Raw genomic sequence first — 12,055 nt, 5'->3', positions numbered from 1 at the left:
GGCCCCTTTGGAGTAGCCCCATGACCCAGCACGCCGTGGCCCGCCTGGCCCAGCTCGACGAACACCGCCCCCTGCGCGTACAGGCCGGCAACGAAGAACTCATCCTCATCCGCCAGGGCGATCAGGTGCATGCCTACCAAGGCAATTGCCCCCATGCAGGTGCCCCTCTGGATGAAGGCGTGGTTTGCGGCGGTCTGCTGGTCTGCCCCTGGCACAAAGCGGCTTTCGCCGTAGACGACGGGGTTGTTTGTGAACCCCCTGCGCTGGCCGACCTGCGACGCTACAAGGCTTGGGTCAAGGACGATGAAATTTGGGTCGATGACCAACCACTGCCAGTGATCGAGCCGCCCAGGCACAGCGATGCTCGCTGTTTCGTGGTGGTCGGTGCCGGTGCCGCCGGCAGCGCTGCGGTTGCCACCCTGCTGGCCCATGGCTTCGCTGGCCGGTTGGTGTGGGTCGATCAGGAACGCCAGCCAGCCTACGACCGCACGGCCCTGAGCAAATTCGTGATTGCCGGGCAGATGGCGCCCGATGAGGTGCCCGCACTGTTCGAAGCCGACGCCCTGCGCAAGGGCCATCTGGAGCGCAAGCATGGCAAGGTGCGCACACTGAACAGCCAGAAACGCCAACTTACGCTCGCCGATGGCCAGCAGATCGACTATGACGCCTGCCTGCTGGCAACCGGCGCCAAAGCCCTGCGCCCAGACATTGCCGGTGTTGATCTGCCCGGGGTGTTCACCCTTCGCTCTCGGGAGGATGCCGCCCAGTTGCTGGACGCTGCCGAGCCTGGCCAACCCGTGGTGATCGTCGGTGACGGCTTTATTGGCCTCGAAGCCGCCTCGGCATTGCGCAAATATGGCGTACAAGTACACGTGGTCACTCGCCATGAAGCCCCACTGGCCCGGCAGTTGGGTGAACGTATCGGCCGCAGCATCCGTGAGCTGCATGAACGCAAAGGTGTCACTTTCCACGGCCCCACTGACGTTCAACGCATCGAGGGCCAGGGCAGCGTCGAAGCCGTGCAGTTGGCCAACGGTGAACGGCTGCAGACACCCCTGGTGCTGCTGGGGACTGGCGTCAAACCGGCCACTGGCTTCCTTCAAGGTGTGCCGCTGACCGAGGACAAATCCGTGAGAGTCGATGCAGAAATGCGCGCTGCCGATGGGCTGTGGGCTGCAGGTGATATCGCCACCTTTCCGTTCAGTGGCCGGCCAGTGCGTATCGAGCACTGGCGCCTGGCCCAGCAACATGGGGTGATCGCTGCCGCCAACATGCTTGGCGAACAACGCCGCTATGCCGATGTGCCGTTCTTCTGGACTTACCAGCACGGCCGCACCTATGAAGTACTCGGCCATGCCCAGGACTGGAACCGGATCGAGTTCGTCGGTGAGCCCGAGAACGGCGATTTCATTGCCCTGCAGTGTGTGGATGAACGGGTCGAGGCCGTGATCGCCAAGGGTTACTCCGATGCCATGGCGGCGCTGTCGCAACGCATGAAGCGGCCATTGAGCCTGCAGGAGGCGTTGCAGGTGATTGGCTGAAGGCCGCCTTTCAATGCGTCCCGGTTGTGTGTAAAACAGGTGGATCAGCCGACTGCAAAAGGACCCCCGCGCATGATCTACCGCCCACTCGGCCACAGTGGCCTGCAGGTTTCCGCCCTTACCCTGGGCAGCATGATGTTCGGCGAGCAGACCAGCACCGAGGACGCCTTGCGCATCATCGACAAGGCCTGGGACCAGGGCATCAATTTCATCGATACCGCCGATGTGTACAACGCTGGGCGCTCGGAAGAAATCGTCGGTGAAGCCGTGGCGCGCCATCGCCACGACTGGATCGTCGCCAGCAAGGTCGGCTTCGGCCCGGCCGACGGCCTGCCCAACCGCAGCGGGCTGTCGCGCAAGCACATCTTCAATGCCCTGGAGGCCACGCTGACCCGCATGGGCATGGATTACCTCGACATTTACTACCTGCACCGCGAAGACCACAAGGTGCCGCTGGAAGAAACCGTGCAGGCCGTTGGCGACTTGCTGCGCCAGGGCAAGATCCGTTACTGGGGCGTGTCCAACTTCCGTGGTTGGCGCATTGCCGAGGTTTGCCACATTGCCGAGCGCCTGGGCATACCCAAGCCGGTGGTCAGCCAGCCGCTGTACAACATCGTCAACCGCCAGGCCGAGCCCGAGCAACTCACCGCCGCAGCGGCCCATGGCCTTGGCGTAGTGCCTTTCAGCCCGCTGGCCCGAGGCGTGCTCAGTGGCAAGTATGCGCCGGGCGCCGTACCGGACGCCGGGAGCCGTGCAGGGCGGCAGGACAAACGCATCATGGAAGTGGAATGGCGCCAGGAGTCGTTGGCCATTGCCCGGCAGATTCAAACGTATGTCGAGGCCAAGGGTGTTGGCATTGTCGAGTTCGCCATTGCCTGGGTGTTGAACAACCAACTGGTGAGCTCTGCGATTGTCGGGCCACGTACCGAAGAGCAGTGGGAGACCTACGGCGGCGCACTGGCGGTGAAGATAACCGCAGAGGATGAAGCCTTCATCGATTCACTGGTGACGCCTGGGCATGCGTCGACACCGGGGTTCAATGATGTGGCCCATTATGTGAGCGGGCGGATGGCGCGTAGCTGAGCCATTGGGGAGCCCAACGCCGGGCTCCCGGTCCCCCCTTTCCCCAATCACCTCGGTATCGTGCGCACCATTGGTTTTTCACCTCTGGAGCTGCAATGAAACTCTTGCAACCGCTGCAAATCGGCCCACTCACCTTGCCCAACCGTGTGTTCATGGCCCCCCTCACCCGGCTGCGCAGCCTGGAACCGGGCGACGTACCCACCGCGCTGATGGCCGAGTACTACCGCCAGCGCGCCAGCGCCGGGTTGATCATCACCGAGGCCACGCAGATCTCCTTCCAGGCCAAGGGCTATTCCGGCTCGCCCGGCATTCACAGCGCCGAACAGATCGCTGCCTGGCAGCACATCAACCAAGGTATTCATGCTGATGGCGGCCACAGCGCCGTTCAGGTGTGGCACACCGGGCGGGTGTCGCACACCTCGCTGCAACCTGGCGGCGAAGCGCCGGTGGCGCCATCGGCGCTGCCGGCCGGTGCGCGTACGACCCTGCGTGACGAGCAAGGCAACCTGATGCGCGTGGAAACCTCGGCGCCACGGGCGCTCGGCGAAGCGGAAATCGCCGAGATCGTTGCCGACTTCGGTCAGGCAGCGGTCAATGCCCGCGCGGCTGGCTTCGATTTCATCGAGTTGCACGCTGCGCACGGTTATCTGTTGCATCAGTTCCTGACGCCAAGCGCCAACCAGCGCGAAGACCGCTACGGCGGCAGTGTCGAAAACCGTGCACGCATCGTGCTTGAAGCGGTGGACGCAGCCATTGCCAGCTGGAGCGCCGAACGTGTGGGTATCCGTGTATTCCCGCTGGGTGGCTTCAATGGCGTGGACAATGGCGAAGACCAGGAAGCCGCTGGTCTGTATCTGATCCGCGAGCTGGCCAAGCGCAACCTTGCCTACCTGCACCTGTCCGAGCCGGACTGGGCTGGCGGCAAGCCGCTGCGTGACGAATTCCGCCAGGCGATACGCGCGGCCTACCCAGGGGTGATCATCGCAGCAGGTGCCTACACCGCCGAGAAAGGTGAAGACCTGATCGCCCGCGGCTTGATCGATGCCGTGGCGTTTGGGCGCAGCTACATTGCCAACCCGGACCTGGTGGAGCGGCTGCGGGTGCAGGCGCCGTTGAATGAGCACCGGGCGCAGTTCGATTATGCCAATGGGGCTGAGGGGTATACGGATTACCCGTTCCTGAAGCAGGCTTGATGCAGTAACGGGAGCTCATGAGGGCTCCCGTTTTTTGTTCCCTGTGCCGACCTCTTCGCGGGTGAACCCGCTCCCACAATGGACCTGTGCAGTACCTGTGGCAGCGGGTTTACCCGCGAATGCTCCAGCGCGATTCAGGCCAGTTCAGCCAGCGCCTGCGCTGCATAGGCATGCGAGCGCTGCCGCGCCAGCGGGTCATGGATGCGGCAGTCGATCATCAGCTCGTCCGCATCGGTCTGTTCGATCAGCGAGCGCAGCCCTTCCCGTACCCGCTGTGGCCCACCGGCCACCGTACAGGCCATGACCTGTTCAAGTACCGCACGCTCATGCTCAGGCAGGCGTTCGACATAGCCCTCCTGCGGTTTGGGCAACAAGCCCAAGCGCCCGACGTGCAGGTCCAGCATCCACTTGCGGTGCGAGCTGGCCAGGTAGTCCGCCTCGGCATCGCTGGCGGCGGCGAACAGGTTCATGCCCACCATCACATAGGGTTTGGCCAACTGCTCGGAAGGCTGGAAGTTGGCCCGGTAATGGGCAATTGCCTGCAGCAGGTAACGCGGGGCAAAGTGTGAGGCGAAGGCATAAGGCAGGCCCAGCTTGGCCGCTAGATCGGCGCCAAACAGGCTGGAACCAAGGATCCACACCGGCACATCGTGGCTGCCGGGCACACCACGCACTCGGCGTTTACCATTGTCGGCCAGGTAATCCCGCAGCTCGGCGATGTCCTGGCTGAAATCACGCTCTGGCGCGGCACCGCGCAAGGCGCGCACGGTCGGCCCGGAAGTACCTGGCGCACGGCCCAGGCCCAGGTCGATGCGGCCTGGGTGCAAGGTGTCGAGGGTGCCGAACTGCTCGGCCACCACCAACGGTGCATGGTTGGGCAGCATGATGCCACCGGCACCGACACGGATGTGTTGGGTGGCATTGGCAATTTCGTTGATCACCAGCGAAGTGGCAGCCGAGCCGATGCCCGGCATGTCATGGTGTTCGGCGATCCAGTAACGGCTGTAGTGCTGTTGCTCGACATGCCGCGCCAGCTGGCGGGATTCTTCGATCGCGTCGGCGAAGGTCTTGCCTTCGCCGATCATGACCAGATCCAGTACGGACAGTGCAGTCATGGGGTCTCCAGTGGGATTATCAGTGGCTGACAGTTTCTATGCTCCGCCGCCAGCGATAAACCCAGCTTCAGGCCCGGCATAGGGGCCTGTCATTCCCCAATCAGTATTCCCAGGGCACGCCCGGTTCCCAGCTGGCCACCAGCAAATCGATGAAGCCGCGTACCCGAGGGGACAAGTGGCGCTTGCTCGGGTACACGATGCGAATCGGGTCTGCCGGTGGCCGGTAGCCATGCAGTACTTCCACCAGGGTGCCGGCGCGCAGGTCGTCGCCGGTGATGTAGGTGGGCAGGTGAATCAGCCCGAAACCGGCCCGGGCGCCGTCGAGCATGGCCTCGGAACTGTCTATGTTCAGCCGCCCGGGGTCTTCGCACAGGTGCAGGCCGGCTTCGGTGTGAAAGCGCCAGGGCATGGCCTTTTCGCCCGCGAGGAAGGCAATCTTGTCGTGGCCGTAGAGGTCACCGGGCACTTGAGGTACGCCGCGTTTTTCCAGATAAGCAGGCGATGCGCAGGTCACGAACTGCTGCCAGGCCACCGTGCGAGTCAGCAACTGCGAGTCCTCCTTGGGGGCACCTATGCGCACGGCGACGTCCACGCCCTCCTCCACCAGGTCGACGAAACGGTCGGTAAAACGGATGTCCGCACGCAGTTCGGGCCATTGCTTGAGGTACTGGTCGAGAATCGGCAGTACATGGCGCTGGCCGAGCGACAGCGGCGCGGTCAGGCGCAGGGTGCCGGTGGGTTTGCCACGGCGCTGGGCCATGGTGCTTTCAACTTCGTCCAGGTCATCCAGAATCTGCCGCCAGCGCTCGAACGCCACCAGGCCTTCATCGGTGAGGCTCAGTTTGCGCGTGGTGCGATTGAGCAGGCGTACCGCCATGCGTGCTTCCAGGCGCGCGATGCTCTTGCCCACCGCTGAACGGGTCAGGCCCAGGCTGGCAGCGGCGGCGGTGAAGCTGCCAGCCTTCGCGGCGCTGACGAAGGCGGCGATGTCGCCGAAGCGGTTGGGTTCCATGGTGTTATCCTGACGCTGATGAGACCGCCTTAGATGGGTGCAATTCCAGCCAATACAAGGTGCTGGCCCCTATCGACCTTCAAGGTAGCGGTCTGTCCAGCTGGCCAGCGGCAGGGGTGGTTGCTGATAGACAATGCGCCGCCAGATGAGCAGCAGATCATCACCATCAAGCATCGAACCAGGCCCGCTGCCTTTCCACTGCGAAGGTACATCGACCACCCAGTGCCCTTGGTGATCACGGTGCGCCATGTTGAAACGGAAGGTGTAGTTCCCGGGGATGCCCATGCGCAGGTCGGTGACCACCAGCGCGTCGCCTATCTGGTCGTACCGCAACCAGTCATCGGTGAACCAACGCAAACGCTGGTGCAAAGGATCGTTCTTCAATGCTTGCGCCAGCGCCAGGTTGCGCGGCAAACGCTGCATTTCAGGCACTTGCCGGTCGAACCCGCTGCTGATGCCTTCGTAGTAATCGCCATTCGGCGTCTTGGCCAGTACCCGCCAGACCAAACTGTTGAATGCGATCGGCACGGCACGTACCTCGTTCGCGACGATACCTTGCTGGTCGAGCGCCGCCTGGAAGCGCTGCTCGGCCGCCATGCGCCCGGCCAGGCCGAAACCCAGGTAGCAGGTGCTCAATGCCAATGCCAGGGTCAGCAGGCGGGTAGCCTGGCCGGTCATCCCTTTGATGATGGCGTATATCACCCCAGCCAGCAGCGGCAAGGTATAGACCGGGTCGATGATGAACACCGCCGCCCAGCTTTGCGGCGTGGTCTGCAAAGGCCAGAACAACTGCGTGCCGTAGACCGTGAAGGCATCGAGTACCGGGTGGGTGACCAACACTAGCCAAAACGCCAGAAAAAGCCTGGGCAAGGTATAACCCTTGCCAGGCCAGCATTTGTTGACCAGCCAGGCCAACAGCAAGGCCAGCCCGGTGAGCACCAACAGCGAGTGGGAGAAGCCGCGATGGTAAGTCATCTGCGACACCGGGTCGGCGTAGCGAATGATCACATCCAGGTCTGGCAGCGTACCCAGTGCGGCGCCATACAGCAGCGAGCGGCGGCCCTGAATGCGCCCGAGCACGGTCCCTTGCAGGGCCGCGCCCAGTACGGCTTGGGTGATGGAGTCCAAGGTTGGCATTCCTGAAAGAGTCGTATTCGGAAGCTACCTGCATACACCCCTGATGCGCAATTCCCCTGAATGGCTTAGAACAGTTGCCATGTGTACACCAGCGTCAGGCGGTTTTCGTCGATGTCGCTGCGGTAGTTGGACCGCGCCATGGCATTGCGCACCCGAATCCCCAGCCCCTTCAGCACCCCGCTCTGCACCGCATAGCCAATATCCAGGTCACGCTCGCGATCACGCCCTTCGTAACCCAGCCCGGTATCGACATTGTTACCCGTTATGTAGCGAACGGTCGCCGTCAGCCCCGGTACGCCCATGGCGGCGAAGTTGTAGTCGTAACGCACTTGGTACGAGCGTTCGTCGGTATAGGCAAACTCATAGGTCGGCACCTCGTTACCCAGCGGCGAAATGTTGGCGAATACCCGTGGGAACGGGCTGTCGCCATAGATGCCCTGGTAACCCACGTGGAAACTGTGGCCGCCATGCCGGGCGGTGAACATCGAGAAGAAGGCCTGGTTGTCGATATTGCCCAGCAAAGCATCGCCATCCTCGCGTGCAGTGAAGTACCCCAGGTTGGCGCTGAGTACCCAGTCGCCCACTGGCTTGCTGTGCTTCAGGCCGACGAAGCCCTGCTCGTAGATGTCTTCGAGTTGCCCGTACCACAGGCTGACACTGCTCTGGTTGGCATTGAAGGCGTAGTCGCCACCCACGTAGTTGAACGCATCACTCTCAGCCTGGCGCATCGGCACATGGCCGAGCATCGCGTTCATCTTGCCATCGCCGCCCTCGTTGCGCAGGTGGGTGCTTTTCAAGTGACCGGCCTGCAGGGTCAGCCCGTCGATTTCCGACGAACTCAAACTGGCGCCCTGGTAGGTCGGTGGCAGCAGGCGAATATCACTGAAGGTCAGCACCGGCAGGTTCGGTTGCAGCTCGCCTATACGCAGCTCGGTTTTTGATAGCCGTGCCTTGAAGGTGGGTGCCAGGCGGCTGTACTCGTCGGCAGCGCGGCCATCGCCATGCACCGGCAGCAGGCCAGTGTTGGCCCGGTCGGGGCTGCTGTCGAGCTTGATGCCAAGCAGGCCCAGGGCATCCACGCCAAAGCCGACCGTGCCTGGGGTGTAGCCGCTCTTGAAGTCGAGGATGAAGCCCTGGGCCCACTCCTCGGCTTTGGACTGCTTGTTGGCCCCGACGATGTCGGAGAAATCGCGGCTGAAGTAGTAGTTACGGGCACTCAAGGTGGCCTTCGAGTCCTCGAAGAAGCCGCCTTCGGCAGCCAGCAGTGGCTGGCTGAGCAACGTCAGGCCCAGGGCAACGCAAGGGGTGTGATTCATTCCGAAGCTCTCTTGATCTTGTTTTTATGGGTAAAGCGTTGGGAACACGGCAGGTCATGGGTTACGGCGCAGCACCTCCTGGGCACGTGGCTGGCGCAGCCGGAGCAGTGCGTGAGCCAGCAGGCCGAACAACAGCCCCCAGAACGCCGCCGACAGGCCCAGGAAAGCCACCCCAGACGCGGTGACCAGGAAGGTGAACAGCCCGGCATCGCGCTCGGCCGGTTCTGCCAGGCTGCGGGCCAATGCCTCGCTGATGGCGCCATACAGGGCCAGACCGGCCAGGGCGGCGATCAGTGCGGCAGGAAAGGCTGCGAACAGCGACATCAAGGTGGCCCCGGCAATGCCCAGCAGCAGGTACAGCGCACTGCCAGCTACCGCCGCCACGTAGCGCCGCCTCGGGTTTTCATGGGCTTCATGGCCGGTGCACAGGCTGGCGGTGACCGCCGCCAGGTTCAGCCCGTGGCAGCCGAATGGCGCCAGCAGTGCCCCGGCCAGGGCGCTGGCGCTGATCAGCGGGCTGGCAGGCGTGGGGTAGCCGGCGTTGCGCAGTACCGCCATGCCCGGCATGAACTGCCCGGTAAGCGCCACCAGCACCATCGGCAGCGCCAGGCTGAACACCGCCGCCAGGCTGAACTGCGGAGAGACCCACTGGGGCGAGGCCAGTTCAAGCACCAGTGCTTCGCTACGGAACGCACCGCTGGCCACGGTCACCACGGTGCCCACGCACAGCACCGCAGCCACTGCATAGCGCGGCTGCACCCGGCGCATCAGCACGTAGGTGATGAACATCGCCAACACCAGCATGGGTTGCAACGGCAAGGCCCGAAACACCTCGATGCCGAAGCTGAACAGAATGCCGGCCTGCATGCCAGCGGCAATGGAGCCCGGCAGCCGCGCAATAATGCGGTCGAAGGCTCCACTGATGCCAATCAGCAGCAGAACCAGGTTGGCCACGAGATAGGCGCCCACGGCCTGCTCCAGCCCCAGTTGCGGCAAGGCGGTGACCAGCAGCGCCGACCCTGGGATGGACCAGGCGATCACGACCGGTACGCGGTAGCGCAGGCTCAGTAGCGCACCGAGCACGGCACTGCCCATGGACACGGCCCAGACCCAGGACGACAGTTGCTGGTGCGACAGGCCGGCGGCTTCGGCGGCGTGGAAGATGATCACCAGCGGGCCGGCGTAGGAGATCATCGTGGCGATGCAGCCGGCGATGATGGCGGACAGCGAGCTGTCCTTGATCAAGGTTGTCATGAGACTCTCGCAAGGCATCGGCCGGCCTTGGAGGCTGGCTCTTGTTCTGTGTTGGCTGCTACGGGGCTCGCGCGATCCCTATGGGAGCGAGCGAGCCCCGTAGCAGCCAACTCGGTGGTTCAGGCGTCCTGCAACGCCCGTGGCCGGTTGCTGCGCTGCTCATCCACGCCGCCCAGGGCCGTCTGCAGCTGGAAGTCGAACTTCAACTCGGCATGCCGCCCCGCCTCGCCTTCGACGAACACCACTTCCCCCACCAGCCCATCGCGCGTGGCATAGGCAAAGTCATCCCACAGGTACTTGTCCCCCGACAGGTTGATCTGCGTGGTCAGGTGCCGGTAACCCGGCGCCGAGATGAAGAAGTGCACATGCGCCGGGCGCTGGCCGTGGCGGCCCAGCAGGTCCAGGCACTCCTGGGTTGGCCCCTGCGGGTCACATCCGTAACCCGACGGCACGATGGAGCGTGCGCGGTAACGCCCTTCGGCATCGGTGACGATGCGCCGACGCAGGTTGTATTCAGACTGGCTCTGGTCGAAGAACGAGTAGGTGCCACGGGTATTGGCATGCCACAAGTCCACCGTGGCGCCTGGCAGCGGCTGCCCTTGCGGGTCGAGCACCTGGCCTTGCAGGTACATCACCGTGGCTACGCCCTCCTCGCTACCGTCGTCCATGCGCACTTCACCTTGGGCAATCGGTGCACCGGCCACGTACAGCGGGCCTTCGATGGTGCGTGGGGTGCCGCCGACCAGCCCGGCCTGCTGGTCCTTGGCATCCTGTAGCAGGTCAAGGAAGTGCTCGAGGCCCAGGCCCGCCACCAGCAGCCCGGCTTCGCCGCGGCCACCCAGGCGGTTCAGGTAGTCGACGGCATGCCAGAACTCGTCCTCGCTGATCTCCAGGTCTTCGATCAGCCGCGCAGAGTCCTGCAGCACACGCTGCACGATGCGCTTGAGCCGAGGGCTGCCGGCATCGTTGCCAACGCCTGCGGCCTCTGCAAAGAACTGCTGTACTTCGCCAGTTTGGGAAATTTTCACGGTCATGGGTTTACCTCATCTTGTTCTTTTCGGTTCAGGCCTGCGCCGCAACGGCCTGAGCGTGGCGCCGACCACTGGCCAAGTGCACGGCCATGGCCAGCGCTGCGATGGCGCCAGGGATGGCGAAGGCTATGAAATTGAGTTGCAGCGGTAGGTTGATACCCATAAGCGCGCCGCCCAGCAGCGGGCCGACGATGGCGCCGTTGCGGCCGATGCCCGAAGCCCAGCCCAGCCCGGTGGAGCGCACCGACAAGCCGTACATTTGCGCAGCGCCGGCATACAGCAGAATCTGCGTACCGATGGTGGTGGCGCCGGCGATGAAGATCAGCAGGTAAAGCACGGGCATTGGGCTGTTCACCCCCAGCAGGCTGATCGACAGCGCAGCGGCAATGAAGAACGCCACCTTCACCTTGACCAGGTTGTAGCGGTCACCCAGCCAGCCACCGAGGATCGCCCCGGCCATGCCGCCAAAGTTCAGGGCCAGCAGGAACGACAGGCTCGAACCCAGGCTGTAACCGGCGTTGGCCATCAGCTTGGGCAGCCAGGAACTCAACGCATAGACCATCAGCAGGCAGCAGAAGAACGCCAGCCATAGCGCCAGGGTACGAATCGCCAGGCCGTTGCGGAACAGCTCAAGTACCGACGCCCCGCTGCCTTTGCGATCAGCCGCCTGCAGCACGTCATCGGCCTGCACGTCACAGTTCGGGTCCAGCCGTTTCAGCAGCTTGCGCGCTTCATCGCTACGGCCCTGACGCACCAGAAAACCGATGGATTCCGGCAGGTAGTAGAGGATCACCGGCAACAGCAACAGTGGCACCGCAGCGGCGAAGAACATCGATTCCCAACCAAAGCGCGGCAGCATGAAGATGCCAACGCCCGCCGACAGCATGCCGCCCAGCGAATAGCCGCTGAACATGATCGCCACCAGCGTGCTGCGCAGGCGTTTGGGCGCGTACTCGTTCATCAGTGCCACGGCGTTGGGCATCAGGCCGCCACAGCCCAGGCCGGCAATGAAGCGGTAGATGCCAAACTCGCTCGGGCTGCTGGCGAAGCCATTGAGAATGGTCGCCCCCGAGAACAAGGCGAAACAGATGGCAATGCCCTTCTTGCGCCCGATGCGGTCGGCCAGGCTGCCGAATGCCAAGGCGCCGAACATCATGCCGAACAGCGCATAGCTGCCCAGCGCACCCGCCTGCAACGGGGTCAGGCCCCACTCTTTCATGATTACCGGCAGTACCACGCCGTAGATGAACAGGTCATAGCCGTCGAAGATCAGCAGCAGGCCGCACCAGGCCATCACCATCCAGTGAAACGGGGTAAAGCGCGCATTATCGATGATCGGGTGTACGTCAAGGGTTCGCATGGCATCTGTCGCT

10 protein-coding genes are annotated in these 12,055 nt (G+C 63.5%); 3 read left to right on the top strand and 7 right to left on the bottom strand.

Annotation, left to right across the window (positions count from 1 at the left end):
• The first annotated feature begins 20 nt into the window (after window positions 1-20).
• From APH35_RS14170 to APH35_RS14160, 3 genes are all read left to right on the top strand, one after another.
• A complete protein-coding gene (locus APH35_RS14170) occupies window positions 21-1,541 on the top strand; it encodes an FAD-dependent oxidoreductase (RefSeq protein ID WP_060515001.1) in 1,521 nt (506 codons plus the stop codon).
• A gap of 72 nt (window positions 1,542-1,613) precedes the next feature.
• Window positions 1,614-2,624 carry an aldo/keto reductase gene (locus APH35_RS14165; RefSeq protein ID WP_060493662.1) on the top strand — a complete coding sequence of 337 codons (1,011 nt, stop codon included), beginning with the start codon at window positions 1,614-1,616 and terminating at the stop codon, window positions 2,622-2,624.
• A gap of 95 nt (window positions 2,625-2,719) precedes the next feature.
• Window positions 2,720-3,817: an alkene reductase gene (locus APH35_RS14160; protein ID WP_060493661.1), complete on the top strand. Its 1,098-nt coding sequence runs from the start codon at window positions 2,720-2,722 to the stop codon at window positions 3,815-3,817.
• Window positions 3,818-3,951: 134 nt separating this feature from the next.
• On the opposite strand, the gene APH35_RS14155 is transcribed toward APH35_RS14160, so the two are convergent.
• The 7 genes from APH35_RS14155 to APH35_RS14125 all read right to left on the bottom strand — a co-directional run bounded on the left by APH35_RS14155 (window position 3,952) and on the right by APH35_RS14125 (window position 12,042).
• Window positions 3,952-4,932 (bottom strand): LLM class flavin-dependent oxidoreductase, encoded by a 981-nt coding sequence (locus APH35_RS14155; RefSeq protein ID WP_012272315.1) that lies wholly within the window; start codon window positions 4,930-4,932, stop codon window positions 3,952-3,954.
• Window positions 4,933-5,032: 100 nt separating this feature from the next.
• The gene (locus APH35_RS14150; RefSeq protein ID WP_012272316.1) at window positions 5,033-5,944 is read right to left on the bottom strand and encodes a LysR family transcriptional regulator; all 912 of its coding nucleotides are present in this window, start codon (window positions 5,942-5,944) and stop codon (window positions 5,033-5,035) included.
• Between the two features lie 69 nt (window positions 5,945-6,013).
• Entirely contained in the window at window positions 6,014-7,072 is a 1,059-nt protein-coding gene (locus APH35_RS14145; protein ID WP_060515000.1) for a metal-dependent hydrolase, read from the bottom strand.
• A 74-nt stretch (window positions 7,073-7,146) separates the two neighbouring features.
• Window positions 7,147-8,397, bottom strand: coding sequence for an OprD family porin (locus APH35_RS14140; RefSeq protein ID WP_012272318.1), 1,251 nt, complete (start codon window positions 8,395-8,397; stop codon window positions 7,147-7,149).
• A 54-nt stretch (window positions 8,398-8,451) separates the two neighbouring features.
• The gene (locus tag APH35_RS14135) at window positions 8,452-9,651 is read right to left on the bottom strand and encodes a benzoate/H(+) symporter BenE family transporter (protein ID WP_060514999.1); all 1,200 of its coding nucleotides are present in this window, start codon (window positions 9,649-9,651) and stop codon (window positions 8,452-8,454) included.
• Window positions 9,652-9,770: 119 nt separating this feature from the next.
• Entirely contained in the window at window positions 9,771-10,685 is a 915-nt protein-coding gene (gene catA / locus APH35_RS14130; RefSeq protein ID WP_060514998.1) for a catechol 1,2-dioxygenase, read from the bottom strand.
• A 28-nt stretch (window positions 10,686-10,713) separates the two neighbouring features.
• The gene (locus tag APH35_RS14125) at window positions 10,714-12,042 is read right to left on the bottom strand and encodes an MFS transporter (RefSeq protein WP_012272321.1); all 1,329 of its coding nucleotides are present in this window, start codon (window positions 12,040-12,042) and stop codon (window positions 10,714-10,716) included.
• Window positions 12,043-12,055: the final 13 nt, after the last annotated feature.

Origin of the sequence: Pseudomonas sp. NBRC 111132 (assembly GCF_001320565.1) — a bacterium.
In the GTDB taxonomy this organism is placed as follows: Bacteria; Pseudomonadota; Gammaproteobacteria; order Pseudomonadales; family Pseudomonadaceae; genus Aquipseudomonas; species Aquipseudomonas putida_P.
Note: the sequence above shows the minus strand (reverse complement) of the source record. Positions and strands in the feature narration are given on the sequence as shown.